Source organism: Amycolatopsis sp. NPDC003865 (assembly GCF_053605345.1).
On the sequence record NZ_JBSGJA010000021.1, the window covers coordinates 67,832 to 86,659 of the forward strand.

Below are 18,828 nucleotides of genomic sequence, written 5' to 3' on the forward strand. Positions count from 1 at the left end.
GCCTGGGGGAAGGTTCGCTATGCCCGGCTCGTCCGTTCCTGCGCGCGAAAGATCCGCACTCCGGTTCGCCCGGCTGCTCACGGTTCTGGTGAGCGTCGTGGCCTTGACGGCCGGCGTCGTCTCGGCCGCCCAGGCGAAGCCCTCGGCGGCCGCGAAACCGGATCCCGCATTCCCGGCGAAGCCCGCCGACTTCGGCCCGGACGCGGCGAAGTCCGCGGACATCGCCGTCGACGGCTGGGGTGACGCGCAGGGCTACCACCTGGCAGCCGGCCGGGAGAGCAGCGGCTTCGCCTGGCACGAAATCGCGCTGATCCACCCCGCCGGTTTCGACGACTCGTCGTGGACCGGCTACCAATGCGTGTCCGGCGACGGCCGGTTCGCCGCGCTCGCCATCCTGCCCGCCTCGGCGGTGAACACCCAGGCGGCGCGCGACCACGGCGCCTTCGCCTACTCCGTCGACCTCACCTCGGGCGCGGTGCGCGCGCTGGCCGGCGGCGTCGGCCTGAAGTACTACTCACCCGGCTGCGGCATCGACGACGAGGCCGTTTTCACCGTCGCGGCCGACCGGAACACCCGGCTGCTGACCGCGAACCTCGCCACCGGGAAGATCACCGGCTCGATCACCGCGCCGGGGCAGATCACCTCGGCCGTGCCCACCCGGACCGGCGTCGTCGGCGTCGCGGGCAACCACGTGGTTTCCCTGCCCGCCATGGGAAACCCCGCCGTCGTCGCCACCGTTCCCGGTGCGGTGTACGACGTTCGCCCGTCGGCCGACGGCGGCGTGAGCTTCCTGCACACCGCTCCCGGCGCCAAGACCGCGACCGCGGCCCACGAGCACGGCGGAGTCGTCACGACCCTCGGCACCGGCGACCTCGCCCGGATGCAGCTGTCGCAAGGCCGCAAGGGACATGCCGTCCTCTCCGGAGCCACGGCGGCCGACGCGGGCCTGCTCGCCGCGGCGAACGTGACGGCTGTCGCGGACACCAATCTCGCCCGCGGTGCTTCGACGGCATCGCTCGACGGTGACGCGCTGCTCGGGCCGGACGCCGACGGGCGGAAGCCGACGCTCGCCGTGCTGGCCACGAAGACGGGCAAGGTCTTCGCACCCGCCGTTCCCCCGGCCACCGCCCGGATCGCGACCGCGGTGCCCACCTATTCCGCGGTCCCCGGGAGCCCGGCTCCGGCACCGCGGGCGAACCGCCTGAGCCCGAAGGCCGACGCGGCGCCGGCCGCGAACGTCTCACCGAACACGACCCAGGCACAATCGCCCAAGTGCGCGGTGCCGCCGCTGGCCGCCAACCGGCAGGTGATGCAGCCGAACCCGGCGCAGGTCAACTGGGCCGTGCAGATGGCGGAGCAGGGCCTGCTGACCGGAAGCGCTTACACGCGCCCGGCCGGGTTCGGGAACCTGGGTCTCGTCGCGTACGCGCCGAACAGCGACTTCCCGCTGATCCCGCTGTCGCACCCGGCGGGCGGCACGAACACCGTGCCGCGCTCGATCTTCGAGGGCATCATGGCCCAGGAGTCCAACTGGTCGCAGGCGTCCTGGCACGCCCCCGCCGGCACCGCGGGCGACCCGCTGATCGCCAGCTACTACGGCGCCGGCGGCGACATCGTGTCCATCAACTACGCCGCTTCCGACTGCGGCTACGGGATCAGCCAGGTCACCGACGGCATGCACATCGGCGACCACTCGCTCTCCGAGCACGGCCAGTGGAAGGTCGCGGTCGACTACCAGGAGAACATCGCCGCCGGCCTGCAGATCCTCGAGACCACCTGGAACCAGCTCTACAGCGCCGGGATCACCGCGAACAACGCCGACCCGCGCTACCTGGAGAACTGGTACTTCGCGGCCTGGGCGTACAACTCCGGCATCCAGCCGAACGCGGCCAACGGCAACACCACCGGCTGCACCCCGGGTCCGACGTGCACCGGCCCGCACGGCACGTGGGGCCTGGGCTGGACCAACAACCCGGCCAACCTGGACTACCCGCCCAACCGCGACCCGTACCTGCAGGACACCTACGCCGACGCGGCGCACCCGGCGAGCTGGCCGTACCAGGAGCGCGTGCTCGGCTGGACCGCGAGCCCGCTGATCCGCTACGGCAGCCCGGCCTACGCGAAGCCGACCTACAACGGCGGCCAGCACTGGGTGCAGCCCGCGCCGTACACCACGATGTGCTCGCTCGCAGCCAACCAGTGCGACCCGAACAACACCAACACGTCCAACCCAGGCGCCAGCCACTGCATGCTCGACGACTTCCAGTGCTGGTGGCACGACCCGGTCACCTGGATCCCCGGCTGCGCCACGACGTGCGCGACGAGCCCGTACGCGGTCTCGGGCGGGTCCGAACCGGCGAACCCGACGCAGAACCCGCCCACGTGCAGCCAGGACACCTCGAAGGTGCCGGGCGGTTCGATCATCGTGGACGACGAGCCGAACCGGCTGAACCTGCAGGGCTGCGGCGGCGCGAACTGGTCGAGCAACGGCACGTTCACCTACACCTACGGCACGAACTCCGCGGGCGACCCGATCGGCGCGATCGACACCCACCAGCTCGGCACCGGCCTCGGCGGCCGGGTCCTGTTCACCCACACCGAGAACGGCTCGAACCCGGCGCTGATCAACACGGGCGTGTGGACGCCCAACCTGCCTTCGCTGCAGTACTACAAGGTCAAGCTGCACCTGCCCGGCCTCGGCGCGCAGGCGACGAACGTGGTCTACAACGTCAACCCCGGTGGCGGCGTGGCGCCGTGGAAGATCCGCGTCAACCAGGCCTGGAACTCCGAACAGTGGGTCACCATCGGCACGTTCGCCATGCAGAACGGCGGCAACGTCACCCTGACCAACAACGGCAGCTCCCAGGACAACGGCGGCTACGGCTACTCGGACTTCGACGTCGCCTTCGACGCGATCGCGTTCGTGCCCCAGGGCGGCACACCGGGGCAGCCGATCGGCGGCCCGCCGGGCATCCAGGACGCGCCCAAGGGTTCCAACCCGGCCTACATCGCGTGTGGCTGCGCCCGCCGCACCGCGGGCGACCCGGTCGACACCTCGACCGGCTACTTCGGCGACAGCTTCACCGATCTCGCCACTCCCGGGCGCGGCATGGCGCTGAACTTCAACCGCACCTACGCCGAAAGCATCGCCGACCCCAACGGCCCCAACAAGGCGCTTTCGGCCGACGGCCCGTTCGGCTGGGGCTGGACGTTCTCCTACAACCTGACGGCGGCCACGGACGGCTCGACCGGCAACGTCACCGTGAAGCAGGAAGACGGCTCCTCCGTCACGTTCGTCGCCGGCGGCGGCAGCTACACGCCCACGGCACCGCGGTTCGACGCGACACTGGTGAAGTCCGGCTCCTCGTACGTGTACACCCGGCGCGGCAGCCAGATCTTCACGTTCGACACCGCGAGCGGGCGCCTGACGGCGGAGACCGACCTGGCCGGGAGCAAGGCTTCGCCGCCGTACCGGACGACCCTGGCCTACGACGGCTCGGGCCACCTCGCGACCATCACCGATCCCGGCGCCCGCGCGTACACCCTCACCTGGACCGGCAACCACATCACCGGCCTCGCCGACACCGCCGGGCGTCAGGTGACCTACGGGTACGACACCGGCGGCAACCTGACGGACGTCTACGGGATCGGCACCACGCGCACCCCGGTCCTCAAGGACGACGACCACACGAAGTACGGCTACGACGGCGACCACCTGATGACGTCGATGCGCTCGCCTGCCAACTTCGCCGGACCGGCGTCGGCGGCGACGTCGATGGTCTACGACAGCGCCGAACGCGTGCACACCCAGACCGACGCGAACGGGCACACCACGACGTTCACCTACGGCCCGGACGGCGGTCTCGCGGCCGGGCAGACCCTGGTGACCGACCCGGCCGGGCACCGGAACCTGGACACCTACCAGAACGGCCTGCTGGTTTCGGAGACCAAGGGCTACGGCACGCCCGACGCGGGAACGACGTCCTACACCTACGACCCGGTCACCCTCGGGGTGAGCACCCTGACCGATCCGGACGGCGGCCTGCAGACGTTCACCTACGACGACCACGGCAACAAGACCTCGGAGTCCAACGCCCTCGGGTTCACCACCGACTACGGCTACGACGACGCGGGCAACCTCGTCGAGACCGTCGACCCCGACGGTGTCGCGACGGTCAGCCAGTTCGACCAGGCCGACCACATCCCCGCCGGGGCCACCGGGGTGCGCGTGCCGACGTCGACGACGGTCACCCGCGCCAACAACGTGGTCGAATCGACCACCGGGAACTTCGGCCCGGCGCCGGTCCGGACCACGAACTTCTACTACGACGACGCGGCCCACCCCGGCGACCGGACCCGCACCACAGATCCGAACGGCAAGACGACCACCACCGGGTACGACGGTTACGGGAACAAGGTCTCGGTGACCGACGGCGCCGGGGACGAGACCCGGTCCGGCTACGACGTCCGGACCGGCCTGCTCACGTCCACTGTGGATGGGAACGGCGTCGCGGCCGGGGTCGCCCCGGGCTGTGTACCGCCCGCGAAGGGGTGCACGACCTACGGCCACGACGCGCACGGCCACGTCACCCTCACCACCGACGCGCTCGGCCACCAGACGTCCGCTGGTTTCGACGCCGACGGCAACCAGACCTCGGTGACCGACGCCAACCACCACACCACGACGTCGTCCTACGACCCGGTCGGCCAGCTGGGCAAGGTGACGCAGGCGGACGGCACCACCCAGATCACCGACCACAACCCGGACGGGACCGTCGCCGACACCATCGACGGCCTCAACGCCAAGACGACGTACGGCTACGACGGCCAGGGACGCAAGAACTCGCGCACCGATGCCGACAACGGCACGACCGGCACGCACCTCGATCCGGCCGGCCGCGCGCTGTCCACCACCGACCCGGCGGGCCGGGTCGTGACCATCGGCTACGACGCGGCCGGGCAGCCGAAGACGGTGTCCTATTCGGACGGAGTGACTCCCGGCGTCACCTACGGGTACGACCCCGCGGGCCACCGGGTGTCGATGACCGACGGCACCGGCACCTCGGCCTGGACCTACGACACGTTCGGCGAGATCACGTCCCAGAAGCAGGGCTCCGGCGCCGTGGTCGGCTACGGCTACGACGACAACGGGAACCTGACGTCGATCACCTACCCGGGCCAGACCACGCCGGTCGTGCGCACTTTCGACGACGCCGAGCGGCTCAAGACCGTGACCGACTGGAACGCCGCCAAGACGACTTTCGGCTACGACAACGACAACGCCGTCAAGACCACTTCCTACCCGGACGGGATCACGGTCACCAACGGCTACGACGACACCGACGCGCTGACCGGCACGACGGCCGCCACGGCGGTGTCGATGACGTTCGGCCGTGACCCCATGGGCCAGCTGTCGGCCAGGACGGTCGGCTCGACGTCCCAGAACTTCGGCTATTCCGCCCGCGAACAGCTCGGTTCGGACGGCGTCACCACCTACGCGAACGACGCGGCGAACAACCCGGTCACGGTCGGCGCCGAGACGCAGGCGTTCGACCCGGCCGGCCGGCTGTGCTGGTCGTTGCCGAGCGGCACGGTGAGCAATCCCGCCTGTGCGGCGGTTCCGGCCGGTGCCACCGCCTACACCTTCGACAACCTCGGCGAGCGCAAGACGGCCGGCTCCGCGGCCTTCGGCTACGACCAGGTCGGCAGGCTGACGAGCCTCACCGGGCCGGCTTCGGCGGCCTACGCCTACGACGGCGACGACCTGCGCGTCTCGAAGACGGTCGCCGGGGTCACCACCCCGTTCGTCTGGGACGCCGAAGCGACGCCGAACCTGTTGAACGACGGGACGAACAGCTACCTGTACGGCCCGGGCGGGACGCCTCTCGAACAAGTCGGCGCGGGCGGCTCGTTCTGGTACGTGCACGACCAGGTGGGTTCGACCGTCGCGCTGCTGAACAACGCGGGAGCGGTCGCCGGCAGCTACACCTACACCCCGTACGGCCGGGCGGCGGCCGCGGGCACCGCCCGGACACCGCTGCAGTACACCGGGCAGTACACCGACGCGGAGTCGGGGCTGGTCTACCTCCGCGCCCGGTACTACGACCCCGCGACCGCGCAGTTCCTGACCGTCGACCCGCTCGTCGACCAGACCCGCACGCCGTACGCCTACACCGGCGGCAACCCCCTCAACTACACCGATCCGACGGGCCGCAGTTTCTGGAGCTCGTTCACCGCCGGCCTGATGGTCGCCGGCGCGGCGCTGGCCATCGGCGCGTGCGCCGTCCTCGAACCGTGCGGCGCGATCGCCGTCGGGGTCGGCGGCGCGATCGCGATCGACGCCGGCGCCGTCGCGGTGATCGGCGCGGCCGGCGCGGCCGCCGGCGGCATGACGGCCGCCATGGCCGGCGGAATCGGCCGGTTCGAGGACATGGAGTGGGACCCGGGCGACGATGACGACGACGACGGCTGGCACACGTCGAAGAGCCGGGACGTCCAACAGGAGCAGGCCGACAGCGCGTGGCGGGAGATCCAGCGGCGCGCTTCCCAGCTCGGCAAGCGGCTCACCGAAGCGGACCGGCGCACCTGGCACGACGCGATCAGCCACCGCGGGCTCGACTACAATGGGATCCTCCGTGAAGGCCTGCACCTGTTCTGTGGAGGATGAGTCCGCTGTCGACGGTCGATGAGCTGAAGGCCGCCCTGGCCGAACTGGTGTCGGCCAGGGTGATCGGCTTCAGCAGGACGGTGAACATCGCCGAAGTCGGATTCGCCCGCGGCGAGGTCGAAACCTGGCTGCACGCGCAGTGCCCGTTCCGGGTGTGCCGCGGCGAGACGACCTGGTTCGGTTCGGTGGACATGGCCTACCCCGCGACGGCGGACGCGGACCCGGACGAGGCGTACCGCGGGAACGCGACGATGTTCGACAAACGGGCCCGTCAGGTCAGCGAGCGTTTCCAGTCGGTCGAGTACGTGGTCGAAAAGGCGGCTTTGGGCCGGGCGGGCACGATAACGCTGGAGCTGACGGGCGCGGTGGTGATCGAAGTCTTCCCGGCCTCCGGCGGTCCGATCGAGCAATGGCGGTTGTTCGACCGGGGGTCGGACGTCCACTACGTGTTCCCGGACGCCGCGGACCGCTGAACGCCCTTCACAGGGTCGCGCTGTGACGCAAGTGCGGTGGCAAGCCGAGCCACCACGCGGCGGCTGTGCGTACGTTGCCGGGCAGCGTCTGGTCCGAGGCGGCGGCGCGGAGCAAGCCGTCGTCGTGGTGGATCCCGGAGGCGTAGACGAGCCGGTCGAGCACGCTCGCGTCGTGTGCCGCGCCGGTGCGGGCCCAGTCACCCGAGTACCGCGAGAACGCCGTGCGGTAGAACGTGATCGTGCTTCGGCCGCCGATGTGGCCGAGGGTGTAGGCGGCCATGTCGTGGATCTCGGCGGGCAGGTCCCGTGCGAGCAGCAGCCGTTCGACGAGAGTTCGCTGGGACGGCCCGCCGAGCACGCGCAACGACTCGAGGATGCGGAGCGTGCGGCGTCGTTCGGTGCGGCGGCGCAGCAGGGTGATCAGTTCGGTGGCCAGTGCCTGCGCGAGGTGCGGCCGGTACGGGCTGGCGTACAACAGGAACATGGCGCAGAGCCGGACGTCGAAGACCGGGTCGGCCAGCATCTCGTTCACCAGCACCGGGAGCACGGGATCCGGTGGCAGTTCGCCGTCCCCCGCCGCGGTGCCGAGCACGCTGTCACAGAGGCGGACGACGGATTCGTCCGCGGTGGCGGCCGCGCCGGGACCGGTTGCCGTGCGGATCCGCCGCGGCAGCTGTGCGCGCAGGTCGCGCGGCAGGGCGGCGAACATGCGCGCCGCGAGCCCGGCCTCCTCGTGGTTCCCGGACAGCAGTTCGTGGAGCACGGGGATCAACGACCGCAGCTGTGGTTGGCTGAAATGGCCGTAGCGCACCTTCTTGACGCTGGTCAGCAGGGCTCCGTAGAAGGTGCGGATCGTCGCGGGGTCGGTGACGTGCCGGATGACCGAGGTGCTGGCTGCCGGGTGTGAGCTGGCCGTGAACACCGACAGGTGCCCGATCATGCTCTGCGCCGAGCTGTCGTCGGCCGCGGCCGTGGCGGTGGAGATCGCGGGTTGCTGGCCTCGGGGATGCGCGATGAGCCGGTGGTAGGACTCGGCCCGGACCATCCACTGCACGCCGTCGGCGATGCTCAGCTCGGTCAGCAAGCGCTCGGTCAGCCGCGCCCAGGTCGTCGCGGGTGAGAGCACGAGTTGTGGGCGCCTGGCGATGAGCTCGCTGAGCCGGTCCCAGTCGCCTGCGGTCAGCACGTCGCCGCCGATCGCGCGATCCACCAGCTGATCCAGTACCGGTCCGGGCGCGGGCGGCCGCCGGCGCTGCGCCCAGTTCGGAATCAGTGGCGAAGGCCGCGTGTGATAGCGGTAAGACGTGTCCGCCGCGGCCGACAACAGCATGAACGGCAAGGCGAGGGTCGCTTCGTAGCGGGCGGGCGCCCAATGGGGGATGGCGGACTTTCCCGTTTCCCAGCGGGAGAGCGTGCTGGGAGCGATGCGCTGGTCCGGCGCGAAGTCCTGCGCGAAACCGCTCAGGCTCCGGTTCCGTGACCGGGTGCCGAGTACCCGGTTGACGCGCAGAAGCCAGCCGACGCGGGCGCGCGCGGAAACAGGCGGCGACGCGGCAAATCGTTCGGTGGGCCGGTACCCGATCGGTTTCGAGGTGGTGGACGTCATGGGGGTTCCGCGATTTTCGACGGCTGGACCAGCCACCGTCCCGCGATTCGCCGCGCGTGGCAAGCCGCTGAACGGAGTGTGGGGGACGCCGGTTCGTGACCGCGGCTTTTAGCGCTCGGACGCGTGGATGTCCAGCGCTCTTGCACGGATTTTCGGATCGGAAGCGACCGCGCCGACTCGTGGCGCGGCTGGCTAGCTTCGTGGTGCGGGCCGGCAGCAAGCGGTTGCCGGGGCGATGTTCACGAAAGCCGGTCCGGTCCGGGAGGGCCATCATGGAAACCCACTAGCGGTCGGCCGTCGGGGGCCAGGCCCGGAGAAGTTCCGATCCACGACCAGCCCCCGCACGGACGACCCGCGAACTGCCGTCCTTCACCCGCGACGCGCGTCGTCCAGACGGCGGGCTTCGGCCGCTTGCTCGAACGGGGTGTCGCCCGCCGGGTGGCGGTCGCCCAGGCCGGCGAACAGCTCGGCCACCTTCACGGAGTCGTGGTGCGACGCGAATTCGGCCAGCGCGGGGTCCGTCGCGGCCAGCACCTGGCGGAACCGGAGCTCCGCGAGCGGACCGAGCCGGTCGTAGATCTGGAGGAACACCTTCTGGGCCCGGTCGCGCGCCCAGCCGGCCGGCAGCAGCTCCGCCGGCAGGTCCGGGTCGGTCTCCGGGAACCGGCGCCAGTCCACGCGCAGCTCGGTACGCGTGCGGAACGCCTGCGCCGGGCTGATCAGGCCGGCGTCCAGACCCGTGAGCACCTGCTCGTAGCGCTCCACGAACTGCCCGTACTCCCGGGCCAGCGGGTCGAGGTCGAACGCCGTGACCGCCGCGGCCGGTCCCGGGACCTCGGTCGCGCGGAAGACCGTGGCGCTGCGGAGGCCGAGTTCGTCCAACGCCGTCAGCGCCGGGCCGGTCAGGTCGTGCGGGCTGATCCACACGCCGTCGTAGAGCGCGGCGAACCGCAGGACCCGCAGCCGTGAGCGCAGCGCCGTGCGCAGCCCGCGATCCTGCTCCGGCACCGAGAAGGTGACCACCGTCCACCGCCCGTCCCACTCGGGCGCGGTCGTGCCGAAGGTCAGCATCCGGTGGGTGCGTTCGATGATCACCTCGGACGTGCGGGCGGGGATGCCGTACGCCGTCGTCCGCCCGCTGCGCGACACGGTGAGCAGGCCGCGGGCGGCCAGCCGGCGGATCGCCGCCCGCGCGCTCGCCGGGCTGATGTCGAACTCGCCGAGCAGTTCGACCAGGGCGGCCGAGGGGATGTGCTCGTCGCGCCAGTACCAGAAGTCGCCGAGCAGGGACGTCAGCAGGAGCTGCGGCTCGGCGCCCTGCTGGGCACGGGGCAGCGGACCCGAGGGCGTCACCGTCATCGCGCGCCTGCCTCTTCCGGGGTTCGGCTCGGCGGTCGGGCGGAGCTGCCCACCGCGGGTGTCCATGGTGGCAGTGCCGGCCGGCCGGGTGAAGCGAGGGGTTGAATCACGCGACACATCATGCGACGATCGGCGCCCAGATAGCAACCAATAGCTTCTCCAGGGTCTCGCGCCGCCCCCTCCGGACGGCCCTTCCGCAGGAAGAACACGACATGGGTTCCTCACTTCGTCAATGGCGTCGAAGCACGCTCGCCGCGGTCGTCGCGGGTCTCGCGCTGGCCGGGTGCACGGTCGACGACGGCACCGCCTCCGCCCCGACGGCCGCGGCTCTCACGACCGACCAGGCCCTGCACGACCAGCTGCCGCAGGCCGTCAAGGACTCGGGTGTCCTCCGGTTCGCCGGGGACTCGCATCCGCCGTACCGGACCGTCGGCCCGGACGGCAAGACCGTCACCGGCATCGACCACGACTTCCAGCAGGCGCTCGGCCAGCTCTTGGGCGTGCGCACGGAAACCACCATCGTCAGCGGGCTGCCGGCCGCGCTGCAGGGCATGCTCAGCGGCCGCTACGAGGCCTTCAACGGGCCGGTCAAAGCCACTGCCGAACGCGAGAAGCAGTTCGACACCGTCACGTGGATGACCACCCGCACCGCCTACGTCGTCCCCGAAGGCTCCGCCGCGGGGATCAAGAAGGCGGACGACCTGTGCGGCAAGCGCGTCGCGGTGGTCACCGCCAGCGTCGTGGAGGAGCAGCTCGCCAAGCTGTCCGCGTTCTGCCAGCAGCAGCAGCACCCGGCGGTGCAGGTGGTCGGGCTCGACGACACGAACGCCACCCTCCTGGCCGCGAAGTCCGGCCGCGTGGAGGCCGCCGGCATGACCCAGGCCGCGGCGATCGACGTGACGACGCAGCAAAAGGGCCAGTACGAATACGTGACGCAGACCGAGGAACAGGGCGCGACCAAGGACAACCTCGCGCTGTACACGCCGAAGGCCGGCAAACTCGGCCCGGTCCTGCAGAAGGCGTTCGAGGAGCTGTTCCGCAACGGCACCTACGCCCGGATCATGCGGCAGTGGGGCCTGCAGGACGTCACGGTCCCGGCGCCGATCTTCGACGCGGCGTCCGCGAAATGACCGCCGTGTCCACTGTGGAGGAACCGGCGGCGGTCCACGAGGACGTCGCCGGCGCCCGCGGCCGGTTCCGCCCGCTGCGCTGGCTGTTCGTGCTCGTGCTGGTGGTGCTGGCCGCGCAGCTGGTCGTCTTCCTGGTCGGCAACTCCCGGTTCCAGTGGGACGTCGTCGCGAAGTACCTGTTCGAAAAGAGCGTCCTGGCCGGCCTGGGCACCACGGTGCTGCTCGCGGTCGCGGCGATGGTCCTCGGGTCGCTCGCCGGCGGGGTGGTCGCGGCGATGCAGCTGAGCGGGTTCGGACCCGCCCGGTGGGTGGCGACGCTGTGGGTGGGCCTGTTCCGCGGGATCCCGCCGCTGGTGCAGCTGATCTTCTGGTTCAACCTGGCCTACCTGCTGCCCCGGCTCTCGATCGGTGTCCCGTTCGGCCCGGTGTTCGGCACGTGGGACGCCAACAGCGTCATCACGCCGCTGACCGCGGCGGTGATCGGACTGTCCCTGGTGGAGTCGGCCTACCTGGCCGAGATCTTCCGCGCCGGGGTGTCGTCGGTCGACCCCGGCCAGCGCGACGCGGCCCGGGCGATGGGCTACCCGCCGGGCCAGACGCTGGTGCGGATCGTGCTGCCCCAGGCGATGCGGGTGATCATCCCGCCCGCGGGCAGCCAGTTCATCAACGTGCTCAAGGGCACCGCGCTCGTGTCGGTCATCGCGATGTCGGACCTGCTGCACTCGGTGCAGGTCATCTACAACCGCACCTACGAGATCGTGCCGATGCTGCTGGTCGCCTGCTTCTGGTACCTCGTCGTGGTCACGCTCCTGACGGCCGGGCAACGCCGGCTGGAACGCCGGTTCTCCCGCGGCCACCGGAGCGCCCGATGAGCGCGCCGGTGCTGCGGATCAGCGACGTCCGCAAGGAGTTCGGCGCGGTGACCGCGCTGGCCGGGGTGAGCCTCGACGTCCACGAAGGCGAAGCGGTCGTGGTGATCGGGCCGTCCGGGTCGGGCAAGTCGACGCTCGTCCGGTGTGCCCACCAGCTCGAACCGATCGACGGCGGCGCGATGTACCTCGACGGCGAGCTGCTGGGCCACCGCCGCTCGCCGGGCGGGCTGCGGCCGCTGACCGAGCGGCGGATCGCCGCCCAGCGGCGCCGGATGAGCATGGTCTTCCAGCAGTTCAACCTGTTCCCGCAGTTCACCGTACTGCGCAACGTGACCGACGCGGCGATCCGCGTCCACGGACGCGATCGGTCCACAGTGGAGCGGGAGGCGCGGGAACTGCTCGAGCGCATCGGCCTGGCCGGCCGGGAGGACCACTACCCGCGCCAGCTCTCGGGCGGGCAGCAGCAGCGCGTCGCCATCGCCCGGGCCGTCCTGGTCCGGCCTCGGATCATGCTGTTCGACGAACCGACCAGCGCCCTCGATCCCGAGCTGGTCGACGAGGTCCTCGCCGTGCTGCGGACCCTCGCCGCGGCGGGCACGACGATGGTGGTGGTCACCCACGAAATGACCTTCGCCCGCGAGGTGGCCGACCGGTGCGTGTTCATGGAGGCGGGCCGGATCGTCGAGGAGGGCCCGCCCGCCGAGCTGTTCACCCGGCCGCGGACCGACCGGCTGCGCGCCTTCCTGTCCCGCCATCTGTCCGAAAAGGAAGGTGTCTCGTGATCACTGTCGGCGCCGTCGGCGACCTCATCCTGGACGAGCCGGACCCGGAGTCCTTCCTCGCCCCGGCCGCGCCGGTGCTGAAGGCGATGGACCTGGCGATCGGCCACATCGAGGTGCCGCACTCGACCACGGCGGTGCAGCAGAGCACCGACGTCCCCGCACCGCCGGCGGATCCCGCGGCGCTGAAAGCGGTGGCCGAGGCCGGGTTCGAGGTGGTCACCCTGGCGGGCAACCACGTCCTCGACGCCGGGGCCGGGGGACTGGCCGACACCATCGCCTACTCCCGCGCGGCGGGCATGGTGCCGACGGGGGCCGGGTCGAACCTGGCGGAGGCCCGGCGCCCGGCGGTCGTCGAACGCGGGGGGCTGCGCGTCGGCGTGCTGTCCTACAACTGCGTCGGCCCGCGCGAGTCCTGGGCCGGCTCCCGCAAGCCGGGGTGCGCGTACGTGCACGTCCTCACCCACTACGAGCTCGACCACGCGAGCCCGGGCGGCCCGCCGAAGATCTACACCTTCGCCGACCCCGACAGCCTGGAGGCGATGGCCGGCGACGTGCGCCGCCTGCGTGCCGAGGCCGATGTCGTGCTCGTGTCGCTGCACAAGGGCGTCGGGCACACCCCGGTCGAGGTCGCGATGTACGAAAGCCCGGTCGCCCGCGCGGCGGTCGACGCCGGTGCGGACGCCGTGTTCTCCCACCACCCGCACATCATGCGCGGCATCGAAGTCCACAGAGGACGCCCGATCTTCCACGGCCTCGGCAACTTCGCGACCGTCACCCACGCCCTGACACCGGGAGCCGGCGTCGGGGCGGACGAGCTGCGCGCGTGGGCCGAGCGCCGGACGAAGCTCTACGGTTTCGCGCCCGACCCGGACATGCCGTTCTTCCCGTTCCACCCCGAAAGCCGCAACACCGTCATCGCCTTCTGCCGCTTCGACGGGACCGGGCTGCGCGAAGCCGGGTTCGTCCCGTGCTGGATCGACGACCGGGGCCGCCCGGTCCCGGTCGGCGGCACGCCGGAAGGCGAGGCCGTGACGAAGTACGTCGAGGACATCACCCGCGGGGCCCGGCTCAACGCCCGGTTCACCACCCGCGGCGCCGAAGTGCTCGTCGATCTCACCGAGGGGGTTCCTTCATGACCGACCAGCCACTGGCCGGCCGCACCGTCATCGACCTGACCACCGCGCTCGCCGGACCGTACGCGACCCTGCTGCTCGCCGGGCTCGGCGCCACCGTCATCAAGGTCGAAAACCCCGCCACGGGTGGGGATTCCTCGCGCAACAACGCGCCCTACGTCGGCCGCGACGGGCTGAACCTCGCCCGACGGCACGACGACGACCTCTCGGTGTCGATGCTGCTGCGCGGCCGCAACAAGCTCAGCGTCACCCTCGACCTGAAGAACCCGCGGTCCCGCAAGGTGTTCACCGACCTCGTCCGCGACGCCGACGTGCTGGTCGAGAACTACAGCCCGGGTGTCACCGACCGGCTCGGCATCTCCTACGACCACGTCCGCGAGATCAACCCGCGGCTCGTCTACACCTCGATCAGCGGGTTCGGCGCGCAAGGCGGTCCCGGTTCCGGCAAGGCGATGGACTCGATCATCCAGGCGCTGAGCGGCGTGATGATGACCGCGGGCGAGCCCGACGAGGGCCCGGTCCGCTTCGGCCTGCCGATCGGCGACCTACTCGCGCCGCTGTTCGCGGTGGTCGGCACGGTGTCCGCGCTGCTGCAGGCCGAGCACACCGGCGAGGGACAGCGGGTCGACGTGTCGATGCTCGGCGCGCTGACGTCGCTGGTCGCCTGCGAACCCTTCGACGCCTTCGACGCGGTGGGCCTGCCCCAGCGCACGGGGTCGATGGTGCCCCGGCTGGCGCCGTTCGGGATCCTGCCCGCCGCCGACGGGTACGTCGCCCTCTGCGCGCCGACCGACGCGTTCGCCCACGGCGTCCTGCGCGCGATCGGACGGCCGGAGCTGGCCGAGGACGACCGCTACCGGACGCGGGACCAGCGCGTCCGCGCCGCCGACGAGCTGCACGGCCTCATCCGCGAGTGGTGCCGGGTGCGGCCGCTCGCGGAGATCCTCGCCGCGTTCACCGCCGAAGGCGTGCCCGCGGCCGAGGTTCGCGAACCGCGTGACGCGGTGCGGGACCCGCTGGTGCTGGCGCGCGAGGAAGTCGTGCCGCTGCGGCACCCGCGCCACGGGGACGTGGCCGACCTGGCGGGGACCGGCGTGCCGATCCGGTTCTCCGCCGCCCGCGTCTCCCTCGACCGGCCCGCGCCGGGGCTGGGGGAGCACAACGAGCACGTTTACCGCGAACTGCTCGGCTACACCGAAGAGCAGCTGGCGGAGCTGGTGTCGGAGGCGGTGATTTGAGCGCCCCGGTCGTCGGGTACGTCGGCGCCGACGTCCCGGTCGAGCTGATCACCGCCGCGGGGCTGCTGCCCCGGCGGCTGACCGGGAACCCGGACGCGGACCACGCGCTCGGCGACCGCTACCTCGGCCGCGGGGTGGACCCGGTCGCCCGCTCGGTCCTGACGCGGATCCTCACCGGGGACTACGGGCCGCTCGAAGCCATCGTCGTCTCTCGCGACTGCGAAGCGTCCTTGCGGCTGTTCTACGCCTTGCGGGAGCTGCACCGCGTCGAGCCGGCCCTGGGATTGCCGCCGGTCCGCCTGGTCGACGTCCTGCACCTGCCGCACCACACGACCACCCGGTACGTCCACGCGAAGATCGCGCAGCTGCGCGAGTGGCTGGGCCGCTGGCGGCCGATCGGCGACGACGACCTCGCCGCGGCCATCACCGCGCACGACGCCCTGCGGCGGTCGCTCGGGCGGCTCGCCGACCTGCGCCGGGCGAACCGGCTGAGCGGCACGCGCTTCCTCGAGATCGTCGCCGAAACCACCAGGCTTCCGGTCACGGAGGCCGTCGCGCTCGTCGATGGCGTGCCGGCCGGCCCGCGCGAGACCGAAGGGGTCCGGCTGTTCCTCACCGGGAGTTCCCACGACGGTCCGGGTGTGTACGAAACGTTGGAGCGCAACGGTTTCGTCGTCGTGGGAGAGGATCACGACTGGGGCGAGCTGCTGTTCGCCCGCACCTGCGCGGCGCCGACCGAGCTGGCGCTCGCCGAGCGTTACCAGCACAACGGCCCGTCCGCACCGCGCGCGTCGATCCGGCAGCGCGCCGCGCACACCGCCGCGGCCGCTCGCGCGTGCGGTGCGGAAATCCTGTTCTCCTACGCGCGTCTCCACGACGACGCGCCGCCGTGGGACTTCCCGGAGCAGCGGGCCGCGACGGGCCTGCCCGCGGTGCTGGCCGAGCGTCAGCCGTACGGCCGGCTGACTTCGGAAGCGCTGGCCTTACTAGCACCGGCGGGGGCGGCGGCATGACGGAACGGCTGGCGTCGGCGACCACCGCGACCGCCTACCAGCGAGAGTGGTTCGCCCGGGTGCGCGCCGAGGGTGGCCCGCTGGCGTTGGTCAACGCGGACGCGCCCCAGGAGATCTTCCGCGCGATGGGCATCCCCTACGTGGTCAACCAGTGGTGGGCCTCGATCGTCGCGGCGAAACGCCAGACCCAGCGCTACCTCGGCCTGCTGCGCGACCGCGGTTACCCCGACTACGTCGAGCAGTACAGCGCCACCTCGCTCGCGTCGGCGTTCGAGGACGATCCCGCCCAGGCACCGTGGGGCGGGCTGCCGGCGCCCACGATCGTGCTCGGCGAGACCACCGGCGACGCGTCCCGCAAGATCTTCGACGTCTGGGACGCCCAGCCCGGCGTCACCTACTACCCACTGGAGAGCGCGGCGGAGAACGCCGTCCCGGAGCGGTGGTGGGAACTGATGCCGCACCGCTGGGAAGAGGCGATCGGCAGCGACCGCCTCGACCTGCTGACCGGCGAGCTGACCGGGCTCATCCGGTTCCTCGAGCAGACCACCGGCCGCGTGTTCTCCGAGACGCGCTTCCGCGAGGTCCTCGACCTGGTCAACGAGCAGCAGGAGTGGAACCGCCGCACCCGCGACCTGATCGCCGCGGCCCGGCCGTGCCCGATCGCCGTCACCGACGGGATTCCCAGCGTCATGGTGCCGCAGTGGCACCGGGGCACGGAATGGGCGCGGGACGCCGCGCGCGCGTTCCACGACGAGGTGCGCGCGCGGATCGACGACGGCGTCGCCGTGTGCCCGGACGAGCGGCTGCGGCTGATGTGGATCGGCCGCGGGCTGTGGTTCGACCTCGCGTTCTACCAGCGGTTCCAGCGATCGCACGGCGCGGTTTTCGTGTGGTCGATGTACCTGGCCATCGCCGCCGACGGCTATCTGCGCTACGGCGACGACCCGCTGCGCGCACTGGCCGCCCGGTTCGCGGCGTTCAGCGACCAGCTCTACACCCCGCCGTGGTCGGCGGAGTGGTACGTCAAGGAAGCGCGGCACCACGGGGTCGACGGCGTCGTGCACCTCGTTTCCGACGACGCCCGCGGCAGCTACTTCACCACCCGCGCGCTGCGCGCGGCGGGCATCCCGGTGCTCGAACTGCACGCGGACAACGTGGACGCCCGCACGGGCGACGACCTGGACACGCGGATGGCCGCGTGGCTCGACGGATTGACCTGACCGTCTGGAAAGGACCTCGATGAGATCCCCACTTCGCCGACGAAGCCGAAGTGCGCTCCTCGTGACCGCCGCCCTCGGGCTGACCGCCACCGGGTGCACGGTCGGCGCCGGTTCCCCCGGCCTGGCCACCGGAACGAACCTCCCGGTGGTGCAGTCCCTGCACGACGCGCTGCCGCAGGCGATCAAGGACGCCGGTGAGATCCGGTTCGCCGGCGACTCCCACCCGCCCTACCGGACGGTCGCGCCGGACGGCACGGTCACCGGGATCGACGCGGACTTCCAGGCCGCGATCGGCCAGGTGCTCGGCGTCCGCACCCGGACCATCGTCGTCGCCGGGCTCCCGGCCGCGCTGCAGGGCATGCAGGCCAACCGGTACGACGCGTTCAACGGCCCGGTCAAGGCGACCGCCGAGCGCGAAAAGCAGTTCGACACGATCACGTGGATGACCACCCGCACCGCCTACGTGTTCCCCACCGACTCGACGGCCGGGATCGTGCGGGTCGAAGACCTCTGCGGCAAGCGCATCGCGGTGGTGACCGCGAGCGTCGTCGAAGAGCAGCTGAACAAGCTGTCCCGGTTCTGCACGGACAGCAAGCGGAAGGCGACGCAGACCGTCGGCCTCGACGACACGAACGCCACGCTGCTGGCCACCCGCTCGGGCCGCGCGGACGCCGCGGGGATGACCGAGGCCGCGGCGATCGACGTCACGCAGCGCCAAGGCGGGAACAAGTACGTCACCCAGACCGAGGCGCAGGGGGCGACCAAGGACGACCTGGCGTTGTACGTCCCCAAGTCGTCCGGACTGGGCCCGGTGCTGCAGAAGGTGTTCGAGGAGCTGTTCGAGAACGGCACGTACGTCGGGATCATGTCGCGCTGGGGGCTCAACCAGGTCTCGGTGCCGAAGCCGGTCTTCAACGCGGCCACCCCACGGTGAAAGGACATTCGATGGGACACGCCCGGCTCAAGCCCGCTCTGGTCGCCGCCGCGACCGTCCTCGTCGCGGTCGCCGCCGCGACGGTGCCCGGCTCGTCCGGCTCGTCCGAAGCCGGTGTCGCGGCCGCCCCGGCGCCGCCCGCGGCCGCGGTGTTCCACCCGGTGGTCCGCGAAGGCGCGGCCCGGACGGGGGACTACGCCGCCGAGTACACCGTCTACCGGCCCGCGGACCTGGACCGGGTGCGCGGGCGCCTGCCGGTCGTGGTGTTCGGCAACGGCGCGTGCCGGCACACGAGCAACGACGAGCTGCTCACCCTGGAGACGCTGCTCGCCGCGCACGGGTTCGTCGTCGTGGCCGTCGGCGGGTTCGACGAGCCCGCCCTGACCGAGAACGGCAGCCCC

Annotated in this window: 12 protein-coding genes; 10 read left to right on the top strand and 2 right to left on the bottom strand. The window is 71.6% G+C overall.

The window, feature by feature from the left end:
* Positions 1 to 97: 97 nt before the first annotated feature.
* Complete coding sequence (locus ACWEVP_RS38210) at positions 98 to 6,667, top strand: RHS repeat-associated core domain-containing protein (protein WP_452067452.1); 6,570 nt, start codon at positions 98 to 100, stop codon at positions 6,665 to 6,667.
* Positions 6,664 to 7,140 (top strand): hypothetical protein, encoded by a 477-nt coding sequence (locus tag ACWEVP_RS38215; RefSeq protein ID WP_452067453.1) that lies wholly within the window; start codon positions 6,664 to 6,666, stop codon positions 7,138 to 7,140. Before ACWEVP_RS38210 ends, ACWEVP_RS38215 begins: the two co-directional genes overlap by 4 nt.
* Before the next feature lie 7 nt (positions 7,141 to 7,147).
* Here ACWEVP_RS38215 and ACWEVP_RS38220 read toward each other — a convergent pair whose 3' ends face one another.
* Together ACWEVP_RS38220 and ACWEVP_RS38225 are read right to left on the bottom strand one after the other, a co-directional pair.
* A complete protein-coding gene (locus ACWEVP_RS38220; RefSeq protein ID WP_452067454.1) occupies positions 7,148 to 8,746 on the bottom strand; it encodes a hypothetical protein in 1,599 nt (532 codons plus the stop codon).
* Between the two features lie 369 nt (positions 8,747 to 9,115).
* Positions 9,116 to 10,105 carry a PaaX family transcriptional regulator gene (locus tag ACWEVP_RS38225; RefSeq protein WP_452067455.1) on the bottom strand — a complete coding sequence of 330 codons (990 nt, stop codon included), beginning with the start codon at positions 10,103 to 10,105 and terminating at the stop codon, positions 9,116 to 9,118.
* 212 nt (positions 10,106 to 10,317) lie between these two features.
* On the opposite strand from ACWEVP_RS38225, the gene ACWEVP_RS38230 reads away from it, so the two are divergent.
* The 8 genes from ACWEVP_RS38230 to ACWEVP_RS38265 all read left to right on the top strand — a co-directional run bounded on the left by ACWEVP_RS38230 (position 10,318) and on the right by ACWEVP_RS38265 (position 18,427).
* Complete coding sequence (locus ACWEVP_RS38230) at positions 10,318 to 11,235, top strand: transporter substrate-binding domain-containing protein (protein ID WP_452067456.1); 918 nt, start codon at positions 10,318 to 10,320, stop codon at positions 11,233 to 11,235.
* Positions 11,232 to 12,107: an amino acid ABC transporter permease gene (locus ACWEVP_RS38235; protein WP_452067457.1), complete on the top strand. Its 876-nt coding sequence runs from the start codon at positions 11,232 to 11,234 to the stop codon at positions 12,105 to 12,107. Before ACWEVP_RS38230 ends, ACWEVP_RS38235 begins: the two co-directional genes overlap by 4 nt.
* A complete protein-coding gene (locus ACWEVP_RS38240) occupies positions 12,104 to 12,889 on the top strand; it encodes an amino acid ABC transporter ATP-binding protein (RefSeq protein ID WP_452067458.1) in 786 nt (261 codons plus the stop codon). Before ACWEVP_RS38235 ends, ACWEVP_RS38240 begins: the two co-directional genes overlap by 4 nt.
* The gene (locus ACWEVP_RS38245; RefSeq protein WP_452067459.1) at positions 12,886 to 14,025 is read left to right on the top strand and encodes a CapA family protein; all 1,140 of its coding nucleotides are present in this window, start codon (positions 12,886 to 12,888) and stop codon (positions 14,023 to 14,025) included. Before ACWEVP_RS38240 ends, ACWEVP_RS38245 begins: the two co-directional genes overlap by 4 nt.
* Positions 14,022 to 15,260, top strand: coding sequence for a CaiB/BaiF CoA transferase family protein (locus tag ACWEVP_RS38250; RefSeq protein WP_452067460.1), 1,239 nt, complete (start codon positions 14,022 to 14,024; stop codon positions 15,258 to 15,260). The genes ACWEVP_RS38245 and ACWEVP_RS38250 overlap by 4 nt, the downstream gene beginning before the upstream one ends.
* Entirely contained in the window at positions 15,257 to 16,273 is a 1,017-nt protein-coding gene (locus tag ACWEVP_RS38255) for a 2-hydroxyacyl-CoA dehydratase (RefSeq protein ID WP_452067461.1), read from the top strand. The genes ACWEVP_RS38250 and ACWEVP_RS38255 overlap by 4 nt, the downstream gene beginning before the upstream one ends.
* A complete protein-coding gene (locus ACWEVP_RS38260) occupies positions 16,270 to 17,493 on the top strand; it encodes a 2-hydroxyacyl-CoA dehydratase (protein WP_452067462.1) in 1,224 nt (407 codons plus the stop codon). The genes ACWEVP_RS38255 and ACWEVP_RS38260 overlap by 4 nt, the downstream gene beginning before the upstream one ends.
* A gap of 61 nt (positions 17,494 to 17,554) precedes the next feature.
* Positions 17,555 to 18,427, top strand: a complete 873-nt coding sequence (locus ACWEVP_RS38265) for a transporter substrate-binding domain-containing protein (protein WP_452067463.1) — start codon at positions 17,555 to 17,557, stop codon at positions 18,425 to 18,427.
* Positions 18,428 to 18,828: the final 401 nt, after the last annotated feature.